This window comes from Kingella kingae ATCC 23330 (assembly GCF_900111845.1).
Lineage (GTDB): Bacteria > Pseudomonadota > Gammaproteobacteria > Burkholderiales > Neisseriaceae > Kingella > Kingella kingae.
This window is the reverse complement of the sequence record NZ_FOJK01000058.1, coordinates 1-22858: the sequence shown is the minus strand read 5'-3', so window position 1 is coordinate 22858 and position 22858 is coordinate 1. Positions and strand designations below refer to the sequence as shown.

Sequence of the window (22858 nt, the reverse complement as noted above, 5' to 3'; positions counted from 1 at the left end):
TTGCATTATATAAATACTACAAAAGGATTGTCAAGAATGGCTAAAAAGAAAAATATCAACGAATTGAATTTACGAGAAAAAGACCCGTATTTGGCGCGTGAACGTGCGAAATACGACAATAATCCCTTACCAAGCCGAGAGTGGATTATCCAATTATTAGAAGAACTTGGCGTACCACAAAAAATGGAAGCGCTGTCTGAAAAATTATCCATTGAAGAACACGAGCAGGAATTTTTTGAACGCCGCCTAAAAGCAATGGCGCGAGACGGTCAGATTTTGATTAACCGTCGCGGTTTAGTATGCGTGGCGGAAAAATTGGACATCGTGAAATGTCGCATTGAAGCGCATAAGGACGGCTTTGGTTTTGCTGTGCCGTTGAAACCGACTGGCGACGGCGATTTGGTGTTGTATGAACGCCAAATGCGCGGCGTAATGCACGGCGATATTGTTACGGTGCGTCCATTGGGTTTGGATAGACGCGGTCGCCGCGAGGGTCAGGTTTTGGACATTGTGGAACGGGCGCAAACATCTGTCGTGGGGCGTTTTTATTTGGAACGCGGCGTGGCGGTGCTGGAACCTGAAGATAAGCGTTTGCATCAAAACATTATTTTAGAGCCTGATAGCGTGGCGCAATTTTCGCCGAAATCGGGGCAAGTGGTGGTAGCGGAAATTGAAAGTTATCCTGAAAATCATCGTCCTGCGGTGGCGAAAATCGTTGAAGTATTAGGCGATTACGCAGATAGCGGCATGGAAATTGAGATTGCGGTGCGGAAACATCGTCTGCCGCATGAATTTAGTGCAGGCTGCCTGAAAGTGGCGGCGAAAATCCCCGATAAAGTTCGTGCGGCTGACCGTAAAAATCGGGTGGATTTGCGTGATTTGCCGTTGGTTACGATTGACGGCGAAACGTCTCGCGATTTTGATGACGCGGTTTATGCGGAAAAAGTGGGGCGCAATTATCGTTTAGTCGTGGCGATTGCGGACGTGAGCCATTATGTGCAACCTGATGATTTGATTGATTTTGATGCGCGTGAACGGGCAACAAGTGTGTATTTTCCGCGCCGTGTTATTCCCATGCTGCCTGAAAGTTTATCTAACGGCATTTGTTCGCTGAACCCTGATGTTGAGCGGCTTTGCATGGTGTGCGACATGACGATTACTTACGCGGGCAATGTGAAGGAATATTCGTTTTACCCTGCGGTGATGAAATCGCATGGGCGTTTGACGTATAACCAAGTTTGGCAATGGCTTGAAAATAAAACGGAAAATGAATATTCAGGCAGCCTAAACGTGTTGTACAAATTATTCCAAGTGTTGCAGCAAAAACGCCAAAAACGTGGTGCAATGGAATTTGAAACCGTTGAAACGCAAATGATTTTTGACGATAACGGTAAAATTGAACGCATTGTGCCTGTGATGCGAAATGACGCGCATAAGTTGATTGAAGAATGTATGTTGGCGGCGAATGTGTGCGCGGCGGATTTCTTGTTGAAAAACAAGCACCATGCCTTGTATCGCAATCACTTGGGTCCAACGCCTGAAAAATTGGCAACGTTGCGCGAACAGTTGGCGTTGCTGGGTTTGAGTTTGGGCGGCGGCGATAATCCGACGCCGAAACATTATGGGGAGTTGGCGGCAAAAATCGCTGACCGTCCTGACCGTGAATTGTTGCAAACAATGTTGTTGCGCTCTATGCAGCAGGCGATGTATGAGCCTGAAAATGTGGGACATTTTGGTTTGGCATATGAGCATTACGCGCATTTTACTTCGCCGATTCGCCGTTATCCTGATTTGTTGGTTCATCGGGCGATTAAGGCGGTTTTGGCGAAGAAAACATATGCTGTCAGCAGTTGGCAGGAGTTGGGCGTGCATTGTTCGTATTGCGAACGCCGTGCCGATGACGCGAGCCGCGATGTGGAAAGCTGGCTGAAAACGTATTATATGCGTGATAAGGTTGACGAAATTTTCACGGGCAAAATCACGCACATGGCGAATTTTGGCATTTTCGTTACGCTGGACGATATTCACATTGAGGGCATGGTTCACGTTAGCGAATTGGGTGAGGATTATTTTAATTATCGTGCGGATTTGTTGGCGATGGTGGGCGAGCGTAGCGGCGTGCGTTTTGGCATGGGCGATACGGTAACGGTAAAAGTGGCGCGTGCGGATTTGGAAACCAGTAAGATTGATTTAGTGTTGGTAAGCGGTGGCGTTGTGCCGAACAAACGTGCGAAAAAAGTGCAGGCTGCTTTGACTACTGCACCGAAAACATCGCGCAAAAGCAGTAAAAAGACCAAGCAGCCTGCACCTGAATTGCTGGCAGATGCGTTGAATATGGCAGAAAAAGTATTGGCAAAACAGGCAAAAAACCGTAAAAAGCAGCCTGCAACTTCGTCAGCACAATCCAAAAAATCAGCCAAAAAATCGGTTAGCATTAAAGTCAAATCGGCGGAAAATAAAAAACCGAGCAAAGCCAAAAAATCGGCAAAATAAAAATAAAGCAGCCTGCAAAAAAATGCAGGCTGCTTTTTTATTCTTCCGCTTCGTTTTCGGTTTTTTCGCGTGGCTTAATCATGCGACAAACCAACAATCCCACTTCATACAGCAAAATCATCGGTATTGCCAACATCACTTGGCTCAACACATCGGGGGGCGTAACCACGGCGGCAATCACGAACGCGGCGACAATCAAATACGGACGTGCTGCGGTTAATTGTGCAAACGAAATCACGCCCATGCGATACAGCAAAACCACCGCCACAGGGATTTCAAACGTCATGCCAAACGCGACAAACATGCCCAGTACAAACGACAAATAATTGCCAATATCGGTTGCCATGCTCACGCCCAGCGGTGTTGCCCCTGCAAAAAATTTGAACACGATGGGGAACACAAACCAATAGCAAAACGCCATGCCCAGCGCAAACAAAGTCATGCTAGACAAAATCAACGGCACAATCAGCCGCTTTTCGTTTTGATACAAAGCAGGTGCAACAAACGCCCAAATTTGATACAGCGTGTTGGGCAACGACACCAAAAACGCCACCATCAGCGCGACTTTAAGTGGCACAAAAAACGGCGCAACCACATCGGTCGCAATCATGCTGGTGTTTTGTGGCAACACACTCATCAACGGCTGCGCGACAAAGGCATACAATTCTTGGGCAAACGGCACAGCGGCAATAAAGCACACGCCAATGCCCGAAATCGCCCAAACCAAACGCCGACGCAATTCCAGCAAATGCTCCATCAACGGTTGCGCTGCGCCGCCATCTGGCAATAATTCTTCACTCATCGGCGACTCCTTAATTTAGGGGCAGGGCGGTGGCGTGGGCGCATATCGCGTTTACGCGCCATCGCTTGTTTACGCAGTGTTTTGACCTGTACCGTTCCCATTGCAAAAGACGAAGTGTGCAGGCTGCTTTGTGTCAAAGGTTGCCCCAAATCGTCTACGCCAAAATCGGCAGGCGTTTTTTGTTCGGGCAAACGCTCCCACGCAGGCACAGAATCTTGAATTTTCTTGGCAATTTCGCTGGATTCCTGCTGCACTTGTTGCGATGCTTGCTGCAAATCTTGGCGGATTTCTTGCGCGGTTTGTTCCACTTCCTGCTTGATTTTGGACAGCTCGGCATATTCGGCGTGTGCCGATAATTCGTTTTTCATGCCCGAAGCCATGCGCTGAATTTTGCCAACCCATTCGCCTGCAAAACGCGCCACTTTGGGCAAGCGTTCGGGCCCTAACACAATCAGGGCAACCACGCCTGCCAGCAGCATTTCGGTAAAGCTAAAATCAAACATATCACGACTGTTTATCGTTTTGGTGTTCAATCACATCGTCTTTTTTCTTTGCCGATTCAGGCTCGCTGCCTTTGTCCAAGCCTTCTTTGAAATCGTGAACCGCGCTACCTAAATCTTTGCCCACATTGCGTAATTTTTTCGTACCGAATACCAATACGACAATCACCAACACAATAATCCAGTGCCAAATAGAAGTTAAACCCATGATGTTATCCTTTCAAAAATCAATAAAAAAACTTAAAAAGCAGCCTGCACATTAGGGCGTGCCTAAAATATGAATATGCAAGTGGAACACTTCCTGTCCACCGCCTTTTCCTGTGTTGATTTGCGTTTTAAAACCGTTGGTTAAGCCAGCGTTGGCGGCAATTTGCGGCACGCGCAACATCATTTTGCCCAACAAAGTTTCGTGTTCCACTTGCGCGTGTGCCAGCGAATCAAAATGCACTTTTGGAATCAACAATAAATGCACAGGTGCGGCAGGGTTGATGTCTTTGAAGCACAGCATTTGTTCGTTTTCATAAACCACGCTGGCTGGGATTTGTTTGTCGGCAATTTTGCAGAAAATGCAATCGCTCATGATGCGTTCCTTATAGAGTAGCGTAAAAATGCAGGCTGCATTTTAACCTAATTTAACGTGTTTGGTTTGATTTAGCTTAACTTATTCTTTGGGACGCGCGGCTTTTTCTGCCAAACCCGACAAACCTTGTCGGCGCGCCAATTCTTGCAACACATCGTCTGCGCTCAATTGATGGTGCGCCAACAAAATCATCGTGTGAAACCACAAATCTGCCACTTCATAGACCAAATGCTGGGCATCGCCGTCTTTGCTTGCCATTAAGACTTCGCCTGCTTCTTCAATCACTTTTTTCAGGATTTTGTCTTCGCCTTTGTGCAAGAGCTGGGCGGTGTAAGATTCATCGGGGCTGGCGGATTTGCGTTGTTCAATAATCGCTTGGATTTGGGTTAAAATGGTGGACATAACATTTCCTTTTCATCAATATTTTATTTACTCGTGCGCTTTGCCATAAATGGCGATTTCGTCTTTGATAACCGCGTCTTTAATCGCTCATTCGCCGTTTTCCCACACGCGATAAAAACAGCTTTCGCGCCCTGTGTGGCAGGAAATGCCGCCCACTTGTTCAATCTGCATAATCACGGCGATCGCCATCGCAATCCAAACGCAATTCCAGCACTTTTTGTACATGACCCGATTCTTCGCCTTTTTGCCATTGTTTTTGGCGCGAACGGCTGTAATAGTGGGCGAAACCTGTTTGCGCGGTTTGCTGCAAGGCTTCGGCGTTCATGTAGGCAACCATTAACACGCGCTGGGTTTTCGCGTCTTGGGCAATGGCGCAAACCAAGCCGTCTTTGTCCCATTTGACGGCGTTGAGCAAAGTATTCATGGTGTTTTCCTATTGTTGAGATGTGGTAATGATGCAGCCGCCCACTTGTTGTTGATTGGGTTGCAGGCTGCTTTGTGCGGCAACTGTGCTGTGGCACGAAAACGCACTCAACGAATTTTTGGGCGAGCCTTGAATGATTTTGTCGCTGTACACCATGTAGGCAAAAGCATGGCGTTTGGCATCGTAGTAGCGCATGATTTGCAAGCTCTTGAAAGCGAAGCTGGCACTGCGTTTGAACACTTGACGCGGTTTGCTGACCACTTGTGCGTTAAAGGCAACCACAGGCGCAGTTTGTACACACGATACGCTGGCATCGGACGCATCTTCTTCCATGTTTACCGTTTCGCGCAAGCCGCCTTTTTTGGCATACGACAAGAAGCATGACACGCCTTGTACATCAGGGTCGTCAAAGGCTTCAATTTCAATGCGGTCGTTTTTGCCGAGCAGGTTGAACACGGTGCTTTCTTCGCCGATTTTGTCGGTTTGGTTGTTGCAGGCTGCTAATAAGCCAACCGCGACTATGAGTAAGCATTTTTTCATGAATTTGTCCTTATTTATAAAACGCCAATGACACAGCAACCAAAGTCATCATAAAAATGACCCAGCGCATCGTAGTGGCAGGTACTTTAAGCGCGAGTTTCACGCCCAAGATTGCGCCCAACGAATTGCTGGCGGCCAATGTCAAGCCAACACTCCACCACACTTGTCCTTGCAGCAAAAACACGGTAACGGCGGCGGTGGTAAAACCAAAGGTGCAGACCAATTTGAGTGCGTTGCTGCGAATCATATCGTAGCCCAACATGCCTGCAAACACAGGCAGCATCAGCAGTCCCACACCAGCTTGTACAAAGCCGCCATAAATACCAATCACAAACAGTGTTGCCCATGCTAGGGGCGACATCAGTTTGGGCGCAGCATCGGGTTTTACATTGAACAAATCGGCTTTGAACAGCACCAAACCTGCGACAAACAGCATACTCAACAATAACAAGGGTTTGAGTAACCAGTTGGGCAACACCGATGCCAAAATTGAGCCAACCACACCGCCGAGCAAGGTGGGAATGACGACTTTTTGCCAATCGCTGCGTGGTGGAATTTTGCCTGCTTTGGCAAAACCGCGAATACCTGTAATGGTTTGAATAAACACGCCGATGCGGTTGCTGCCGTTGGCGATGTCGGGCGGTATGCCAAACATCATCAGCACAGGCAAAATCAGGTTGCTGCCGCCGCCTGCCATGATGTTAATCACACCTGCGATGGTGCCAAGGACGGCAATGGCGGCGTAATGCCAGAGTTGTAGTTCCATGTGTGGGCTTTCGGGAAGTGCAGGCTGCTTTTCGCGTTATTTAAAAAGCAGCCTGCACTTTTTGTTATACAAAATAAATGGTTTATTTTTCTTCTGCTTCTGGCGGTGCGTAATCGGTCAAAGACAAGCCGTCCAATACGCCGCCCGAACCAGCTGTTGTGTTTTTCTTGCTGTTTAACTGAATTTGCAGGCGCAAATCGTTTACCGAGTCAGCATTACGCAAGGCATCGTCATACGAAATCAAATCGGCTTCATACAAATCAAACAGCGATTGGTCGAACGTTTGCATACCAATGTCGCGCGATTTTGCCATGATTTCTTTTACCGCATGAATGTCGCCATGCAACACCAATTCGGAAATCAACGGCGAATTGAGCAGGATTTCTACCGCAGCCACACGTCCTTTGCCTTGTTTTTTGGGGACAAGGCGTTGCGAAATAAAGCCTTTTAAGTTGAGCGACAAGTCGTTCAGCAACTGGGTACGGCGTTCTTCGGGGAAGAAGTTAATAATGCGGTCAAGGGCCTGGTTGGAGTTATTCGCGTGCAGTGTTGCCATACACAAGTGCCCTGTTTCGGCAAAGGCAAGTGCGTAGTCCATCGTTTCGCGGTCACGAATCTCACCAATCAAAATCACATCGGGTGCTTGGCGCAGTGTGTTTTTGAGCGCGGCGAACCAGTTTTCGGTGTCCACACCCACTTCGCGTTGCGTGATGATGCAGTTTTTGTGTGGGTGAACAAATTCAATCGGGTCTTCAATCGTGATGATATGACCGTAGCTGTTTTCGTTGCGGTAATCAATCATCGCCGCCAACGATGTGGATTTACCCGAACCTGTACCGCCGACAAAAATCACCAAACCACGTTTTTCCATCACGACTTGTTTTAACACAGGCGGTAAGTTCATGTTGTCGAATTTGGGAATGTCGCTGGTAATCACACGGCAAACCAAAGCTGCTGCACCACGTTGCACCATGGCGTTGATACGAAAGCGCGACACGCCTGGCAAGCTAATCGCAAAATTGCATTCGTTGGTGGTTAAAAATTCTTCGGCTTGCTTGTCGTCCATAATCGAACGCGCAATTTGCATGGCGTGGTCGGCGGTTAAAGGCTTGTCGGTGATTTTGGTTAATTTGCCGTCCAATTTCATCGCAGGTGGATAGCCAGCCGTGATAAATAAATCCGAGCCTTTGTTATTGACCATGTGCGTGAGCAAGCCATGGATAAATTTACGCATTTCTTCGTTGATGGGTGGAATGATAACTTGCATACAATGTTCCTAGTTTGAGTGTGTTTGGATAAGATGCTATTTTAACGATTTATATCGGATTTGTCGCGACTGTAAAGATGCGGTGTTGTTTTGTTGGCTTTGGTGTAGATTATGGTTAAATTAAGATAAGGTATATAATATCATTTAAAATTCAAAAGCAGCCTGCACAAAGGAAAAAACCATGCTACAAAATACGATTGAATTAGACAAAATTGATTTAAAAATCCTGCACGTTTTGCAAGAAAATGGACGATTGAGCAATGTGGAATTATCGGAGCGCGTTGCCTTGTCGCCGTCGCCGTGTTTGCGCCGATTGAAGCATTTGGAAGACATGGGCATTATCCAACGCTACGTCGCTTTGTTGTCACCCAACGCCTTGCACTTGGGGCTGCAAGTGATGATACACGTCAGCACCAATAAATCGCCCGAAGCACGACAAGACTTTGAACAAGCCGTGCAAAGTTGGAACGAAGTGCTGGGTTGCTTTGCCTTGACGGGCGATGCCGATTACTTGCTGCACGCTTTTTTTACCGATATGCAAGCGTTTTCCAATTTTGTGCTTAACGTGTTGTTGTCGCACACTTATGTTCAAGATGCTAAATCTAGCTTTGTGTTAAAAGAAATCAAAAATACGACTGCGTTGCCGTTGGTGCATTTGGAATAGGATAGGGCGGATAATCAACAAAGCAGCCTGCACTTTCAATCAACAAAAAGTGCAGGCTGCTTTTTTGCGCTAAAATCGCGTTTTTGGTTAAACATAAGCAACGCTATGAATCCCCTTTCTTTGGCAGTGGTTGGACACACCAACACAGGCAAAACTTCTTTAATGCGAACTTTGTTGCGCGATAGCCAGTTTGGCGAAGTCAAAAACGCGGCGGCGACCACGCGACACGTTGCCCAAGCGGCGATTGGCGATGGCGAAACCGTGTGGGTGCAGCTATACGATACCCCAGGCTTGGAAGACGCAGGCGGCGTGTTAGATTGGTTGGAAGCGCACACATCGCATCAACAAGACGGCATCGAACGCTTGCACGCTTTTTTACACAGCGATGTAGCGCAAAACGAATTTTCGCAAGAAGCCAAAGTGTTGCGCCAGTTGCTCGGCAGCGATGCGGCTTTGTATGTTGCCGATGCGCGTGAAGCCGTGTTGCCCAAATACAAAGACGAACTGACGATTTTGTCGTGGTGCGCCAAGCCGATGATGCCTGTGTTCAATTTTACGCACGGTCAGGATTTGAGCGATTGGCAAGCGATGTTGGCAAAACGCAGCCTGCACGTTGTGAGCCGTTTTGACACGGTTGCGTTTGATTTTGATGGCGAAATGAAATTGTGGGACAACTTGGCGACCATGTTGCAACAGCCCAAAGTGTTGGCGCAGTTAGCAGATTTTCGCCGCGCTGAATGGCAACGCCTAAACGAACAAGCGCGAGACGAGTGGGCAAAATTTTTGCTGGACGTAGCCGCCTGTGTGCGCCAAGTCAGCGACAAAACGCAAACCACAGTCGTGCTAAACGAAATGCAGGCTGCTATTCGCGCCCACGAAAGCAGCCTGCAACAACAATTATTTGCGCTGTATCGTTTTTATTACAGCGACGTGGAACAACAAAACGAGCAAATGTTGCAAGCCTTTCGTCAAGACCCATTTGACCCAGAATTGCTCAAACAATACGGCATACGCGCCAGCAAAGGGGCAGCAGCAGGCGCATTGTTGGGGCTGGGCATAGACGCTTTGACTTTGGGGACTTCGTTGGGCATGGGCGCGACCATTGGCGGCGTGTTGGGCGGTTTGGCGGGCAACTGGCAAGCGATGTTAGACAAATTCAATGGCATCGAGACTTTGTATGTTGATGAAGCGATGCTGACTGTTTTGGCAGCGCGAAATTTGGATTTACTCAATGCGCTGCAAACACGCGGACACGCAGCCACCGCGCCGATTGCGCTGCATTCATCGTCCGCACCATGGCAAGCCAATGCGCTGCCCGATGTGCTGAAAAAAGCACGGTCGCACCCCAAATGGTCGCGCTTGAATGCCGATGCAGACGATTATTCGCTAGACCGCGATTTGGCAGCACGACAACTGTTGGCGAGCTTGGCTAATGACAAAAAATAGCGCAGTCGTAACACCACACGATAACCGCAAATCTACTCCCTCTCCTGCGGGAGAGGGTTTCGCTGCAATACGCAGATTTTTGCCCTCTCCTTAACCCTCTTCCACAGGAGAGGGAATGCAATGACTGAATATTCAAAATTTTCACAATAAGAAGACATCAACATGATAGATTTACATTGCCATTCCACCGTATCCGATGGCGCATTGCCGCCTGATGAAGTCGTTGCGTTAGCGGCACAAAATGGCTGCACCATGCTGGCTTTGACCGACCACGACCATACAGGCGGTTTAGCCATCGCTCGTGCCACCGCCCAGCAACACGGTATTCGCTTCATCAATGGCGTGGAGATTTCGGTTACTTGGCGCGGACGTGGCGTGCATATTGTTGGCTTGGATTTTGATGAACACGAAAGCAGCCTGCAAACTTTGTTGGCTCGATTGCGCTTGGGACGCATAGACCGCATCGAACAAATCGGTGCAAAACTGGCTAAACACGGCATTGCAGGCGCAGCAGAAGGCGCATTGGCATTGGCAACCAACCGCGAAATGGTGTCGCGCACCCACATGGCAGACTGGCTGGTGCAGCAAGGTTTAGTACGCAACAAGCAAGCCGCGTTCACCAAATATTTGGGCGACGGCAAATGTGGTTTTGTGCGCCATCAATGGGCAGACTTGGCAGAAACGGTACAAGCCATCAATCAAGCAGGCGGTTTGGCAGTCATCGCCCACCCCATGCGCTACGATATGTCGGCAACCGCACGGCGACAATTATTTGAAGAATTCAAGCAACTGGGCGGTGTGGGCATAGAAGTCCACAGCGGTGGTTGTTCGTTGGGCGACCGCTTAAATTACGCGATGTTGGCAGAACGCTACGGCTTGTTATCCAGTGTCGGCAGCGACTTTCATCGCGCCAATGATTACAGTGGTGGCACGTTGGGTGCTTGCCCCGAATTGCCGCCCATTTGTGATGCGATTTGGACGCGATTTCGCAATCATTCAATTATTTAATTCAAAGCAGCCTGCACTTTTTGTTCGCCCTAAACCCCATTTTCTTTTACAATACAGGCTATTGTGCAGGCAGTTTAAGACTGTGTGCTATTGTAACTATTTGCATAGAAAGGAAAATTTTAATGCATCAAAAAGCCAAAGTCGCTTTGTTTTCTTTACTTATCTCGCCAACATGGGTGCAGGCTGCCAGTCTAAATGGCGCAGAACTCAGTTTATTATGGGGCATACCGTTTGCCCTGATTTTGTTGTCCATTGCCACAGGACCGCTGTTTTTTTCGCACATTTGGCATCATCACTTTGGCAAAATCACCGCTGCTTGGACAGCACTCTTTTTAATTCCGTTTACGATTGAGTTTGGCGCGAGCGAAAGCATTCACTTAATCGCACACGCCATGGTCGGCGAATACATACCGTTTATTTTGCTACTGCTGGCGTTGTACACCATATCGGGCGGCATTTTAGTTTGGGGCAATTTGCACGGCTCGGCAAAGCTCAATACAGGCATTTTGGCGATTGGCACGCTGCTCGCATCGATTATGGGAACAACGGGCGCGGCAATGTTGTTGATTCGCCCCTTGCTCAAAGCCAACGACAACCGCAAACACAAAGTACACGTTGTCGTGTTTTTCATCTTTTTGGTTGCCAACATTGGTGGCGGTTTAACACCGTTGGGCGACCCACCGCTATTCTTGGGCTTCTTAAAAGGCGTAGATTTTATGTGGACGGTGGAACATATGTTTATGCCCGTGTTGATTTCATCTGCCGTTTTGCTGTTTGTGTTTTATCTGTTGGACAGCCATTACTATAAACAAGCCGATGAAATCTTGTCGCACGACCCCACGCCCGACACCGCCAATCAAGCATCATTTAGCAGCGACGGTATCAAATTGTTTGGCAAATGGAACTTCTTGCTTCTGGGTGGTGTGATTGGCACAGTGTTGATGTCGGGCATTTGGAAGCCAGCGCACGAAGGCTTCAATATTTTGGGTACGCAATACGCGCTGCAGAATGCGGTACGCGATGTGATTTTGTTGGTATTGGCAGGCGTGTCGCTGTATATCACACCCAAACAAGTTCGCGCAGGCAACGAGTTTAACTGGGACCCAATCGCCGAAGTAGGCAAATTATTCTTGGGTATTTTTATTACCATTTCCCCTGTTTTGACCATTTTGCAAGCAGGCGAAAAAGGCGCGTTTGCAGGCTTGATTGCTTTGGTACACGACAGCGCAGGACAGCCCATTAACACCATGTATTTTTGGATGACAGGTTTGCTTTCTGCCTTTTTGGACAACGCGCCCACTTATTTGGTGTTTTTCAACATGGCAGGCGGCGACCCATACGAATTGATGCGTGGCGACTTGTTCCACACCTTGCTTGCTGTGTCTATGGGTTCGGTGTTCATGGGCGCGTTGAGCTATATTGGTAATGCGCCAAACTTTATGGTTAAAGCCATTGCCGAACAACGCAAAGTGGCAATGCCGAGCTTCTTTGGCTATATGGCTTGGTCGTTTGGCATATTAGTGCCGTTGTTTATTTTGCATACTTTGATTTTCTTTGTGTTTGAGATTTTCTAAACGCGCACAACAAAGTGCAGGCTGCTTTTTATAGTTTAAAAGCAGCCTGCATTTTTATTTAAAAAACATACAAAATCAATTTGTTGTAAAAAATATTTTATTTTTCTGTCAGATTTTCCGCGCCCATACGTCTAATGGGTAAGAAACAGAAAACGTACAGTATAAGTTGCCATGTATGAACGCGATTTGTTTCCGATTGAAAACATTTTTTACATTTAAATTTGAAGGAATTTTACAATGAAAACATCTGCAATTTTGGTTTTGGTAGGCGTATTGTCTTTGGCTGCTTGCGCGAATAAAGGTCAATCAATGGATATGCAATCTGGCGATATGATGAATAAACCCATGATGAATAAATCGATGGATAACAGCATGATGATGGATAAATCCATGATGAATAAATCAATGTAAATGGATTGAGTTATTTAATTATTTATCTGAAAACAAAAACTACATTTGGCGTAAACTAAATGTAGTTTTTGTTTTTTTTCAGGCAGCCTGAAAAATTATTGGGAAAGCCCTTATGAATTTAACCCACATTTCCACCAGTGAATTAGCCACTATTCGCAAAAATTTATTGCGTTTTGCCAGTATTCACTTACCCAACCAAAGCGATTTCGCCGAAGATTTGGTGCAAGAAACGCTGCTTTCTGCCTACAAATCCGCCAATGATTTTCGTGGCGAGGCGCAATTAACCAGTTGGTTGATTAGCATTTTGAAAAATAAATTGATTGACCATTTCAGGCAGCAATCTTCGCAAAATGCCGTTTTTGTCGCGCCAGCAGCAGAAGAACCTATGGACGATTGGTTTGAAAATTTCTTTGCCGAAGATGGACATTGGCAGCGCGAAGACAGCCCAAGCATATGGCAAAACCCCGAACAAAGCCTCAACACAAAAGAATTTTACGACATCTTGCAAATTTGCCTGTATGGGCTGCCTGAACATATTTCGCGCGTGTTTATGATGTCCGAAATTCTCGGCTTGGAAAGCAACGAAATTATCCAGCAATGCCACATCACACGCGCCAATTTTCACACTACCATGCACCGCGCTCGTGAAGGATTGCGCCAATGTTTACAAATCAAATGGTTTAACCACAAGGAATTAGTATGAAAAAATGTCGCAAAGCCACCGCGCTCATTTCCAAACAACACGATAAATTGCCGTTGGAAGCAAAAGAAAAATTGTTCTTGCAAACACATTTGCTGGTGTGTCCGCATTGTCGCGCGTATAAACAACAGATTGATGTGATTGAAAAAGCAATTAAAAAGCTGTTTTGAATTTTCAGGCTGCCTGAAAACCTTATTTCTTGAATACGCCCCTTGTTTTCTCTATAATTTCACGTCCGAAAAATTTTCAATCATTTGTGCAGGCTGCTTTTTTGTCGTTTGGGTTGTAACCCAATAATCCGCACAAAAAGCAGCCTGCACTTTAAATTCCACAAACGAAAGACAAAAAAATGTTAAACATCACCCTACCAGACGGCAGCGTCCGTCAATATGAATCGCCCGTAACCGTTGCCCAAATCGCCGAAAGCATTGGCGCAGGTTTGGCAAAAGCCACCGTAGCAGGCAAAGTAAACGGCGCACTCGTGGACGCTTGCGACCCAATCACTCAAGATTCAACCGTTCAAATCATCACGCCAAAAGACCAAGAAGGCGTGGAAATTATCCGCCACTCATGCGCCCACTTGGTGGGACACGCGGTTAAGCAATTATTCCCGACTGCCAAAATGGTTATCGGTCCTGTGATTGAAGAAGGCTTTTATTACGATATTTTGCCTGAAAAACCGTTCACGCCCGAAGACATGGCAGCGATTGAAGAGCGCATGAAACAGCTTATCAATCAAGATTACGATGTCATCAAAAAAATGACCCCACGCGCCGAAGTCGTAGAAATTTTTAAAAGTCGCGGCGAAGAATACAAATTGCGCCTGATTGACGACATGGACGACAGCATTCAAGCCATGGGCATGTATTTCCACCAAGAATACGTGGATATGTGTCGCGGTCCACACGTTCCAAACACGCGCTTTTTGAAACATTTTAAATTGACCAAAATGTCAGGTGCGTACTGGCGCGGCGACAGCAATAACGAACAATTACAACGCATTTACGGCACAGCTTGGGCAAACAAAGACGAACTGAAAGCCTACATTACTCGCATTGAAGAAGCCGAAAAACGCGACCACCGCAAATTAGGCAAACAATTAGATTTGTTCCACTTGCAAGACGAAGCCCCAGGTATGGTGTTCTGGCACCCACGTGGCTGGGCATTGTGGCAAGTGATTGAGCAACACATGCGCCGCGAATTGACCGAAGCGGGCTACCAAGAAGTGAAAACGCCACAAGTCATGGACAAAACTTTCTGGGAAAAATCAGGGCACTGGGCGAACTACAAAGACAATATGTTCCTGACATCATCAGAAAAACGCGAATACGCCGTGAAACCCATGAACTGCCCTGGACACGTTCAAATTTTCAATCACGGTTTGCGTTCATACCGCGATTTGCCGATGCGTTTGGCGGAATTTGGTTCATGCCACCGCAACGAGCCAAGCGGTGCATTGCACGGTTTAATGCGTGTACGCGGTTTTGTGCAAGATGACGCGCATATTTTCTGTACCGAAGACCAAATCGCCGAAGAAACCAAAGCATTCAATTTGTTAGTGATGAAAATTTACCAACAATTTGGTTTCAAAAATGTCAGCATTAAATTGTCGTTGCGCCCTGAAAAACGCGCTGGCAGCGAAGAAATTTGGGACAAAGCCGAACAAGGTTTGCGTGATGCCTTAACTGCTTGTGGCGTGGAATGGGAAGAATTACCTGGTGAAGGCGCGTTCTACGGACCAAAAGTGGAATACCACATCAAAGACGCATTGGGACGTTCATGGCAATGCGGCACGATTCAGCTGGATTTTGTGCTGCCTGAACGCTTGGAAGCGGAATACGTTGCCGAAGACAACACGAAAAAACGTCCTGTGATGTTGCACCGCGCCATTTTGGGTTCGCTGGAACGCTTTATCGGCATTTTGATTGAAGAACATGCAGGCTCATTCCCATTGTGGCTTGCGCCTGTGCAAATGGTGGTGATGAACATCACCGAAAAACAAGCGGATTACGCGAAAGAAGTGCAAGCGAAATTGCAGGCTGCTGGTTTCCGTGTGGATTTGGATATTCGCAATGAAAAAATCGGCTACAAAATCCGCAGCAACAGCGAAATGCGTTACCCCTATCAATTAACCGTTGGCGATAAGGAAATGGAAAACGGTCAAGTATCTATTCGTAAAAAAGCGGATAATTTGGGTAGTGTGAGCGTTGATGAGTTTATCGCGATGTTGCAAGATGAATTGAAACAAGCGGTTGAAGTTTAATTTTTAAAAATTCAGGCAGCCTGAAAGTTGGTTTTCAGGCTGCCTGAAATCCGTTTGTAATCTCCCTTTCATTAACCAATAAAAAGAAAGCAAACCATGTCCACATACGTTATTTTTATCCGCGACAAAATGTTAGACTAAAACGCCTACAACCAATATTTAGAAGTAGCCGCACCTACATTAGCCCCACACAACGGCGAAATCATCGTATTCAACGGCGAAAACGAAGCATTGGAAGGTGCAGACATTGATGGTTCTGTCGTGTTGCGTTTCCCCGATATGCAATCGGCAAAAGCATGGTACAACAGCCCAGAATACAGCCAAGTGCGCAATATGCGTATCAATGCGACAATGGGACGCGCTGTGTTGGTAAACGGTGCAAATTTCGCTGTGTGATAACTTTGGCTGATTAAATTGAGAATAGGGCAGGGATTGCTATCCTTGTCCTTTTGTATTTGATTCAAAAGCAGCCTGCACTTAATATAGTGAATTAAATTTAGATTAGTACAGCGTTGCCAACTCCCTTATGTACTACTAGATGTACACGGCGGTCGTTGTCGCCTTGTCCTAATCTAAATTGGTGGTGTCCTGAAAAGTGTGCTGTAAAAAATAAGCAATAAAAAAGCAGCGAGAACAGAGTATATTTGGGTGTGTGAAAACAGAAATAACTCTAATTTGTCCTCGCTGCCAAGGACAAAATATAAAGAAAAATGGCTAGGGGCTAATGACATTTTAGCTATAATTTCAACCAAATCAAAGCACAAGCTAATGACACGGTACTTTCATAATTACGTTTTAATTTATCGTACCGTGTTGCCAGCGCACGAAAATGCTTTAATCGTGCAAAAGCATTTTCTACCAAGTGCCTGATTTTATATAAATACCAATCTGTGTCCACATTAAGATGTTCTCTATTTTTCTTATATGGAATATTGGCTTTACTTTGTTTAGAATGAATTAACCGACGAAAAGTATTACTGTCAAAACCCCTATCAGCACACACGGTTTCATTATCACTTAAGTCCAATTGTGCCAATAAATCAGGCGTAACAACAATATCATTTACATTACCAGCTGTAATCATAAATTCGGTGGTGGTGTCCTGAAAAGTGTGCTGTAAAACTAAACAATGCCAAAGTGAATATCAAAGAAAGCTAAATCAAAAACTTTCTTGTGATAAAACATACTTTTAGAAAAGATTGTTGTCGTAATTTTATTGGCGACCATAACCTTACCTATAAGGGTTGTCATTCCAAAGCTGATGAGCAGGTTTGGAGAATGACCGTTAGAGGTTGTGGTATTCGCGATATTGCAGCAATTACGGGTTACAGCAAAGACAAAGTTCAGGCTGCTTTAAAACGCCATGAGTTTGAGCCATTTCCTAAACAAAAACATTACCCTACACTTGAAATAGACGAGTTTTGGACATTTGTCGGTAACAAGTCTAATAAAGTGTGGCTAGTCTATGCCTATCACAGAGAAAGTGGCGAAATTGTCGCTTACGTTTGGGGTAAGCGCGATTTAGCAACAGCGCGAGCACTCAAACGGCGTTTGAAAGAGTTGCGTGTAACCTATGACAGAATTGCGACCGATGACTGGGCTGCATTTTTAAATGTCTTTTCAAATGAAGAATGACATCTAGTTGGTAAGCAACACACAGTTGGCATTGAGGGTAATAATTGTCGTTTACGGCACAAAGTAAGGCGAGCGTTTAGAAAAACGTGTTGCTTTTCTAACAGTATGTTTTATCACAAGAAAGTTTTTTATTTAGCTTTCTTTGATATTCACTTTGGCATTGTTTAGTTTTACAGCACACTTTTCAGGACACCACCAAATAGTTAAATTTTGGAAAATTGGTATTATTGCTTACTGATGTAGCTTGTAAATAAACATTTTCTGTACGCTAAAATGTGTCGGCGAGCCGCCGACGCTCCATTGCAAAACTTGTGTAGATACCTATGGGGTAAACCTTGTCCCTACCAAGCAAAATTTTCTATCATTTATCAAAAATGCAGCCTGAAAAACAAAGGATTTACTCAAATGAACAAAAAATATTTCATCAACTATCTTATCTTGCTCTTACCGTCCATCATCATCGGCGGTTTACTTGCCTATTCAGGTGACGTAACAGACGGTTTAAAAATCGGCTTTCTCTCTTTGCTGGGCAACGCATTCATCGCCCTATTCCACAAAAAACGCAGCAAAATTTATCTCGTGCTGGCAATCTTGTGGTACGCCCTATTCCTGCTTCACAGCATGACTTTGTCCGCTACATGGCTGCTGTATAACAGCAAAATCAACGCCTATTTCATCGTTCAATCCATCGCCAACACATCGCTCAACGAAGCCACAGAATATTTCACGCACAGCTTGCCCTATTTAGGTGTCGCCAGTGCCATATTTGTTGGCTTGGGCATGCTGAGCTATTTCCTGTTCACCAAAATCTACAACCGCGACTGCCCACTTGTCCAAAAAAACCAAAAAAGCACATGGATTTTGCCGATTATCATCGGTTTGCTGTGCGTAACCGCATGGGCAATCAAACCCATTCGCGCCGTGTCGCCCCCCATTTTTTGGCGCAACTACGTCAAATCTATCCAGCAGTTCAAAGCCCAACTGGTTGAACACAAAAACTGGCAGCACAACTGGACGCAATACGCTCAACCAAACATCAGCAAGCTACCAAACTTTCAAGAAAAACAAACTATTATCCTGATTATTTCCGAAAGTTTAACCAGCTACAATTTACATTCTTGCGGCTACCCACGCCACACCAACCCCAATATGTTCGCCGTACAAAACGAACTGACGATTTTCTGCAATGCCTATTCAGGTTATCCGTCCACATTAGGCGCAGTGAAATCCATCTTAACCGATGTGCCAGCCGCGCAACCTGAATACGTACCAACCAAAAGCATTCTCGCAGACGCAAAATCCGCAGGTTTCAAAACCTTTTGGCTAAGCAACCAAGACGACAGCTACATCGCCTCCCTATTTGGCGCGTTTACCGACCAAGCGATTTACAACAACAAACGTTCAGGGCGCAGCAGTTTTGCCAAAGATGAAGAACTGTTCCCCTTGGTGAAAAACGCGTTGGCAGATAACGCACCGAAGAAACTGATTGTGGTGCATTTGATTGGTTCACACCCCAATTATTCCGCGCGATACACCGACAAATTTAAACTATTCCCCACCCAAGACAACGCGCAAGAACAGCCCGTTCAAGCGCAATTGGCGCAAATCAACGCCAGCTCGTGGACAAAAAATCTGCGCGATGAATACGACAACAGCGTCGCTTATCAAGATTGGGTGTTCAACAACATTTTCACGATGCTCAAGCAAGACAAAGCTGAATCACGCGGCTTGATTTTCCTGTCCGACCACGGCAATGAAGTGGGACACGTGAAAGACTTTGCAGGACACAGCCCAACCACGCAAGCAGGTTATCGCATACCTGTAGTGTTGTGGCACAACCAACTTGCGTTACCCAAAGGTGCAAACCAAGATAAAGCCATCGATGCCACTCAGTTAGATGATAATTTGCGCTTTATGATTGGGTTACAAGATAAAACTAACACCGCGTTTGTGCCTTGGTGGGCAGATAATTATCAGTTTCCAAGTAATGCTAAGTTTCCTTATTGGGAAAATCTATAAAAAAACACAGCCTGAAAAACCATTTTCAGGCTGCGTTTTGTTTCAGGCTGCATTTCATATAAAAGCAGCCTGAAAACCATCAAACCACACGTGCTTTTAACAAATCGTGCATATTCAACGCACCCACCAATTTCCCAGCTTCATCACACACCAGCAAACCGCTCACACGTTTATCTTGCATGAATTTCACCGCTTCGCTTGCCAGTTTCTCAGGCGTAATAGAATGCGGCGAAACGTGCATCACATCGTTCACCGTTAAACCAGCAAACGTGTCGCGCTTTTCAAACAAGCGGCGCAAATCCCCGTCCGTCAAAATCCCTTTCAGGCAGCCTGAAGCATCTACAATCGCCAGCATACCCAAACCTTTTTCGCTCATTTTCACAATTGCTGTTTTCAGCAAAGTGTGTTCTTCAACCGCAGGCAACTCGCTGTCAGAGTGCATTAAATTGCCCACCGTCAGCAGCAAACGTCTGCCCAAACTGCCCGCTGGATGGTTCAACGCAAAATCTTCCGATGTGAACTGACGCGCTTTCAACAACACAATCGCCAACGCGTCGCCCAACGCCAAAACCGCCGTGGTGCTAGAAGTTGGCGCCAGACCAAGCGGACACGCCTCTTGCGAAACCGCAGCCTGAATGTGAATATCCGCGTGCTTTGCCATGCTTGACTGCGGTTTAGACGTGATACAAATCAGCGTGGTATTTTTGCGTTTCAGCTGATGCCACGCGCGAAATTCTCCCCACATTTTGCAAGATAAACCCACTTACTATTTATTTCCTACCGTGCAACAAAGTTTCAAATCCTGCTTATTACAAGCAGGATTTTTTACAACTGTGCAAATTGAGCAATCTCATCGCTGGCTATTACCTATAAAACCGCTGCAACTTTGATACCATAAACGTTTGGATTTGAATTTATAGCATCAAACATAACAACAGCGACGTTTCAGTCGCTTTTGTTGTTGCAGGCTGCTTGAAATCAGTAGTTACAAATAACCAACTCACCACGCTGTATGCGGCTTTCTGCTTTGCGCCCCACAGAATAAGCTAGCTGCAATTCTGTAATATTAAACTCGGCAAACAATGCGCGAATATCGGGGTGGTCATTAATACTCAACATCATCTTACCTTGCATGGTTCGCATCGTTTGAGCAAGCTGTTCGTATTCCGTCCAATCAAATACACGCTCGTAACCTGTGACTTGCCAGTACGGTGGGTCGGCATAAAAGAATGTATGCGGTCGGTCGTAGCGTTTGACACAACGTTGCCACGGTTCGTTTTCAATGAATACCCCACCTAGCCGTTGTCGTGCAGCCTGCAATTTTTCGGCGATTTGCGTTGCATTCCATGCTTTTTCTGTCGTCGCTGTACCAAATGTTTGACCCGTTGTTTTGCCACCAAAGGTATTGCACTGCAAATATAAAAGAACCGTGCTGCACGTTGAATATCAGTCAGTAATTCGGGCGGCGTAGCGTGCAGGCGTGTAAACACTTCACGGCTTGTCAAAGTGTAATCAAATTGACGGACAAATTCATCAAAATGATGTTGCACCACGCGGTAGAGATTGACCAGTTGCCCGTTGATGTCATTCAACACTTCGGTTTTGGCGGCTTGCTCACGCATAAAGAACAACGCTGCACCGCCTGCAAACAGCTCCACATAACAAGAATGCTCGGGAAACAAGGGTAACAAACGTTTGGCAAGACGGCGTTTGCCACCCATCCACGGGATAATCGGTAGCGATTTTTGAGTCATACGAATCCTTATTTATGATGAATTAGGTACTCGTGGTACTCAAAATACGATGTTATCGTCGTGTTTGGAATTGGCTAATTTGCTTACAGCGCGGACATTTGATTTGCACATTGCCATAGCCGATTGCCAATAATTTATTACAACTTTGATTTTTGCAACGTAATTTCATTTTTTGCAGTTCCTTGTGTCAGAGTGATAAAATTCTGACCACTCTCGCGAGAGTACGGTCAAAAAGGCTGACGCAGGCTTCGTCTGCTGATGCTGGCGTGGGAACGGTGCTCGCTACACCGCCACGCAGCCGTTTTTGTTTTGTCTACCTTGTCTGTGTTTCAGACAGGGTTTTTGCTATTTCAGGCTGCCTGAAAGCTGTTTCGCCAAACCATTCGGACTAAACCGCGCAGGCTGCTTTAAATCTAACACCGCTGCACACCATTTGCTGTAAAACCATTTTTTCACGTTTTGGCGCAAGGCAGGTAAGGCAATCCCCAAACAGCCAGCCCAATCGTACTTCGCACCTTTGGTTTGAGCGTAAAACTCATGTACGCGCTGCTCAGGCAAATCCACGCGGATTAAATCCCACTTGTCAGGCGGCAAGGGCATGACTTTGAAGCGCACACCGCCGTCTCGGATTGAACTGGAATAGCAGCTATATACGCCATTTTCTTTGGCAATGGCGATTTCGCAATGGCTGTATTTTCCGTGTGTTACTTGGCGGATTAGCCAGTCGGACAATCGCGCCAAAGCAACGCGCGGTGCGTACCAATGTCCGTTGCGGTGTCCTTTGTATAAAGCTAGGTAAATCATACGCTCTCCTTGTATAGTGAATTCACTTCAACCTAGTACAGCGTTACCAACGCCCTTATGTACCACGCGTACACGACGGGCGTTGTCGCCTTGTCCTGTTGAATTGAATCCACTATAAATTTCCTGCCAGCCGCCCGAAAAGTCGTAATCCAGCGGATTATCGCTTGCTAGCATGGCGGCTCGGTGTTGTTCGGCATTGGCAAAATCGGCGGTTTCGTGCAGCATCATTGCGCCGAGAATTTCGCTCAACAAGGCTTTGTTCATGGGGACAAAATGGTTGTCCATGGTTTTCCATTGCAGGCTGCTTGGCATTTGTGGCATGGTTTGCAGGGCGACGTATTGAATACGGCTGGCATCGTCGGTATGAAACCATTTGCCCACGGACGGCACAAATACGCCTGAATGGGTGTTGTGGTAGCGCATTTGTTTGATGTTGTCCCACGCGGTGGCTTGGTTTTGTGCGTGCTGCTCGGCTTGGCGTTGGGCGTTGATTTGCCATGTTTCTGTGTCGGGCTGCCAAATATGATTGGCGGACGGTTTTTCATAAATGGTTAAATCGCGTCCAACTTTTGCGCCACGATTAATGGCGGACAGTAAATGTTGATGCTGCTCTGTTGTGATAAGCACCGCACCGTCAGGAATGGTGCTGTGAATGGTGTCGTCAAAAAATGTTTGTACACCGTAATCAAAATAAATACTCATCGATTATCTCCTTTAAAAACCGATTGCAAACCAGCGCACTCCGCCAGCCTCTGCACCTGTGTACATTTCTCGTACATAGGCTGTGAAATTGTGATTACGCAAAG

At 46.2% G+C, this 22858-nt stretch carries 20 protein-coding genes and 6 pseudogenes; 12 read left to right on the top strand and 14 right to left on the bottom strand.

The genetic code is table 11. From position 1 onward, the window contains the following. Positions 1-36 precede the first annotated feature (36 nt). Positions 37-2493, top strand: a complete 2457-nt coding sequence (rnr, locus tag BQ5809_RS08225; protein ID WP_003786157.1) for a ribonuclease R — start codon at positions 37-39, stop codon at positions 2491-2493. Positions 2494-2530: 37 nt separating this feature from the next. On the opposite strand, the gene tatC is transcribed toward rnr, so the two are convergent. From tatC to BQ5809_RS08180, 9 genes and pseudogenes are all read right to left on the bottom strand, one after another. Further along, a complete protein-coding gene (tatC, locus tag BQ5809_RS08220; protein ID WP_003786159.1) occupies positions 2531-3295 on the bottom strand; it encodes a twin-arginine translocase subunit TatC in 765 nt (254 codons plus the stop codon). After that, complete coding sequence (gene tatB, locus BQ5809_RS08215; RefSeq protein ID WP_003786160.1) at positions 3292-3798, bottom strand: Sec-independent protein translocase protein TatB; 507 nt, start codon at positions 3796-3798, stop codon at positions 3292-3294. The genes tatC and tatB overlap by 4 nt, the downstream gene beginning before the upstream one ends. 1 nt (position 3799) lies before the next feature. Further along, entirely contained in the window at positions 3800-4003 is a 204-nt protein-coding gene (gene tatA, locus BQ5809_RS08210) for a Sec-independent protein translocase subunit TatA (protein ID WP_003786162.1), read from the bottom strand. Between the two features lie 51 nt (positions 4004-4054). Beyond that, positions 4055-4375 (bottom strand): histidine triad nucleotide-binding protein, encoded by a 321-nt coding sequence (locus BQ5809_RS08205; RefSeq protein ID WP_003786163.1) that lies wholly within the window; start codon positions 4373-4375, stop codon positions 4055-4057. Between the two features lie 81 nt (positions 4376-4456). Then, on the bottom strand, positions 4457-4777 hold the full coding sequence (locus BQ5809_RS08200; RefSeq protein ID WP_003786164.1) for a phosphoribosyl-ATP diphosphatase: 321 nt from the start codon (positions 4775-4777) through the stop codon (positions 4457-4459). An 87-nt stretch (positions 4778-4864) separates the two neighbouring features. Beyond that, positions 4865-5201: pseudogene (hisI, locus tag BQ5809_RS08195) on the bottom strand (phosphoribosyl-AMP cyclohydrolase). A 9-nt stretch (positions 5202-5210) separates the two neighbouring features. Then, positions 5211-5741, bottom strand: coding sequence for a CreA family protein (locus tag BQ5809_RS08190; protein ID WP_003786166.1), 531 nt, complete (start codon positions 5739-5741; stop codon positions 5211-5213). A gap of 10 nt (positions 5742-5751) precedes the next feature. Then, positions 5752-6507 carry a sulfite exporter TauE/SafE family protein gene (locus BQ5809_RS08185; RefSeq protein WP_003786167.1) on the bottom strand — a complete coding sequence of 252 codons (756 nt, stop codon included), beginning with the start codon at positions 6505-6507 and terminating at the stop codon, positions 5752-5754. Positions 6508-6589: 82 nt separating this feature from the next. Then, a complete protein-coding gene (locus BQ5809_RS08180; RefSeq protein WP_003786168.1) occupies positions 6590-7774 on the bottom strand; it encodes a PilT/PilU family type 4a pilus ATPase in 1185 nt (394 codons plus the stop codon). A gap of 181 nt (positions 7775-7955) precedes the next feature. Here BQ5809_RS08180 and BQ5809_RS08175 point away from each other — a divergent pair, with 181 nt between their 5' ends. The 9 genes and pseudogenes from BQ5809_RS08175 to BQ5809_RS10515 all read left to right on the top strand — a co-directional run. After that, positions 7956-8438: an Lrp/AsnC family transcriptional regulator gene (locus BQ5809_RS08175; RefSeq protein ID WP_003786169.1), complete on the top strand. Its 483-nt coding sequence runs from the start codon at positions 7956-7958 to the stop codon at positions 8436-8438. A 105-nt stretch (positions 8439-8543) separates the two neighbouring features. Next, on the top strand, positions 8544-9884 hold the full coding sequence (locus tag BQ5809_RS08170) for a DUF3482 domain-containing protein (RefSeq protein WP_003786170.1): 1341 nt from the start codon (positions 8544-8546) through the stop codon (positions 9882-9884). A 162-nt stretch (positions 9885-10046) separates the two neighbouring features. Then, entirely contained in the window at positions 10047-10892 is an 846-nt protein-coding gene (locus BQ5809_RS08165; RefSeq protein ID WP_003786171.1) for a PHP domain-containing protein, read from the top strand. A 122-nt stretch (positions 10893-11014) separates the two neighbouring features. Then, the gene (locus BQ5809_RS08160; RefSeq protein ID WP_032827644.1) at positions 11015-12466 is read left to right on the top strand and encodes a sodium:proton antiporter; all 1452 of its coding nucleotides are present in this window, start codon (positions 11015-11017) and stop codon (positions 12464-12466) included. A 237-nt stretch (positions 12467-12703) separates the two neighbouring features. Further along, positions 12704-12877 carry a hypothetical protein gene (locus BQ5809_RS11155; protein WP_003786173.1) on the top strand — a complete coding sequence of 58 codons (174 nt, stop codon included), beginning with the start codon at positions 12704-12706 and terminating at the stop codon, positions 12875-12877. Between the two features lie 112 nt (positions 12878-12989). Further along, a complete protein-coding gene (locus tag BQ5809_RS08155) occupies positions 12990-13580 on the top strand; it encodes a sigma-70 family RNA polymerase sigma factor (RefSeq protein ID WP_003786174.1) in 591 nt (196 codons plus the stop codon). Continuing rightward, positions 13577-13747 (top strand): anti-sigma factor family protein, encoded by a 171-nt coding sequence (locus tag BQ5809_RS10520; protein ID WP_003786175.1) that lies wholly within the window; start codon positions 13577-13579, stop codon positions 13745-13747. The genes BQ5809_RS08155 and BQ5809_RS10520 overlap by 4 nt, the downstream gene beginning before the upstream one ends. A gap of 179 nt (positions 13748-13926) precedes the next feature. Next, positions 13927-15840: a threonine--tRNA ligase gene (gene thrS / locus BQ5809_RS08150; RefSeq protein WP_003786176.1), complete on the top strand. Its 1914-nt coding sequence runs from the start codon at positions 13927-13929 to the stop codon at positions 15838-15840. Positions 15841-15996: 156 nt separating this feature from the next. Further along, positions 15997-16236: pseudogene (locus BQ5809_RS10515) on the top strand (DUF1330 domain-containing protein); the annotation flags it as partial. Positions 16237-16576: 340 nt separating this feature from the next. On the opposite strand, the pseudogene BQ5809_RS08145 reads toward BQ5809_RS10515, so the two are convergent. After that, a pseudogene (locus BQ5809_RS08145) lies at positions 16577-16930 on the bottom strand (transposase); the annotation flags it as partial. 83 nt (positions 16931-17013) lie between these two features. On the opposite strand from BQ5809_RS08145, the pseudogene BQ5809_RS08140 reads away from it, so the two are divergent. Together BQ5809_RS08140 and BQ5809_RS08135 are read left to right on the top strand one after the other, a co-directional pair. Continuing rightward, a pseudogene (locus BQ5809_RS08140) lies at positions 17014-17643 on the top strand (IS1 family transposase). A gap of 237 nt (positions 17644-17880) precedes the next feature. Further along, on the top strand, positions 17881-19494 hold the full coding sequence (locus tag BQ5809_RS08135) for a phosphoethanolamine transferase (RefSeq protein ID WP_032827646.1): 1614 nt from the start codon (positions 17881-17883) through the stop codon (positions 19492-19494). A gap of 79 nt (positions 19495-19573) precedes the next feature. Here the strand turns inward: BQ5809_RS08135 and BQ5809_RS08130 are convergent. From BQ5809_RS08130 to BQ5809_RS08115, 4 genes and pseudogenes are all read right to left on the bottom strand, one after another. Beyond that, positions 19574-20209, bottom strand: a pseudogene (locus BQ5809_RS08130) (KpsF/GutQ family sugar-phosphate isomerase); the annotation flags it as partial. Between the two features lie 263 nt (positions 20210-20472). Next, positions 20473-21248: pseudogene (locus BQ5809_RS11310) on the bottom strand (DNA adenine methylase). A gap of 345 nt (positions 21249-21593) precedes the next feature. Beyond that, positions 21594-22052, bottom strand: coding sequence for a hypothetical protein (locus BQ5809_RS08120; RefSeq protein WP_003786184.1), 459 nt, complete (start codon positions 22050-22052; stop codon positions 21594-21596). A gap of 27 nt (positions 22053-22079) precedes the next feature. After that, the gene (locus BQ5809_RS08115) at positions 22080-22754 is read right to left on the bottom strand and encodes a DUF4376 domain-containing protein (RefSeq protein WP_081353484.1); all 675 of its coding nucleotides are present in this window, start codon (positions 22752-22754) and stop codon (positions 22080-22082) included. Positions 22755-22858: the final 104 nt, after the last annotated feature.

Excerpts from the sequence above, each read along its gene's own strand:
- BQ5809_RS11155 (WP_003786173.1), top strand. The coding sequence starts at position 12,704 with ATGAAAACATCTGCAATTTTGGTTTTGGTAGGCGTATTGTCTTTGGCT.
- rnr (WP_003786157.1), top strand. The coding sequence starts at position 37 with ATGGCTAAAAAGAAAAATATCAACGAATTGAATTTACGAGAAAAAGAC.
- BQ5809_RS08155 (WP_003786174.1), top strand. The coding sequence starts at position 12,990 with ATGAATTTAACCCACATTTCCACCAGTGAATTAGCCACTATTCGCAAA.
- tatC (WP_003786159.1), bottom strand. The coding sequence starts at position 3,295 with ATGAGTGAAGAATTATTGCCAGATGGCGGCGCAGCGCAACCGTTGATG.
- BQ5809_RS08185 (WP_003786167.1), bottom strand. The coding sequence starts at position 6,507 with ATGGAACTACAACTCTGGCATTACGCCGCCATTGCCGTCCTTGGCACC.
- BQ5809_RS08115 (WP_081353484.1), bottom strand. The coding sequence starts at position 22,754 with ATGAGTATTTATTTTGATTACGGTGTACAAACATTTTTTGACGACACC.
- BQ5809_RS08200 (WP_003786164.1), bottom strand. The coding sequence starts at position 4,777 with ATGTCCACCATTTTAACCCAAATCCAAGCGATTATTGAACAACGCAAA.
- BQ5809_RS08170 (WP_003786170.1), top strand. The coding sequence starts at position 8,544 with ATGAATCCCCTTTCTTTGGCAGTGGTTGGACACACCAACACAGGCAAA.
- BQ5809_RS08190 (WP_003786166.1), bottom strand. The coding sequence starts at position 5,741 with ATGAAAAAATGCTTACTCATAGTCGCGGTTGGCTTATTAGCAGCCTGC.
- tatB (WP_003786160.1), bottom strand. The coding sequence starts at position 3,798 with ATGTTTGATTTTAGCTTTACCGAAATGCTGCTGGCAGGCGTGGTTGCC.
- BQ5809_RS10520 (WP_003786175.1), top strand. The coding sequence starts at position 13,577 with ATGAAAAAATGTCGCAAAGCCACCGCGCTCATTTCCAAACAACACGAT.
- BQ5809_RS08180 (WP_003786168.1), bottom strand. The coding sequence starts at position 7,774 with ATGCAAGTTATCATTCCACCCATCAACGAAGAAATGCGTAAATTTATC.
- BQ5809_RS08165 (WP_003786171.1), top strand. The coding sequence starts at position 10,047 with ATGATAGATTTACATTGCCATTCCACCGTATCCGATGGCGCATTGCCG.
- BQ5809_RS08160 (WP_032827644.1), top strand. The coding sequence starts at position 11,015 with ATGCATCAAAAAGCCAAAGTCGCTTTGTTTTCTTTACTTATCTCGCCA.
- BQ5809_RS08205 (WP_003786163.1), bottom strand. The coding sequence starts at position 4,375 with ATGAGCGATTGCATTTTCTGCAAAATTGCCGACAAACAAATCCCAGCC.
- BQ5809_RS08135 (WP_032827646.1), top strand. The coding sequence starts at position 17,881 with ATGAACAAAAAATATTTCATCAACTATCTTATCTTGCTCTTACCGTCC.
- thrS (WP_003786176.1), top strand. The coding sequence starts at position 13,927 with ATGTTAAACATCACCCTACCAGACGGCAGCGTCCGTCAATATGAATCG.
- BQ5809_RS08175 (WP_003786169.1), top strand. The coding sequence starts at position 7,956 with ATGCTACAAAATACGATTGAATTAGACAAAATTGATTTAAAAATCCTG.
- tatA (WP_003786162.1), bottom strand. The coding sequence starts at position 4,003 with ATGGGTTTAACTTCTATTTGGCACTGGATTATTGTGTTGGTGATTGTC.
- BQ5809_RS08120 (WP_003786184.1), bottom strand. The coding sequence starts at position 22,052 with ATGATTTACCTAGCTTTATACAAAGGACACCGCAACGGACATTGGTAC.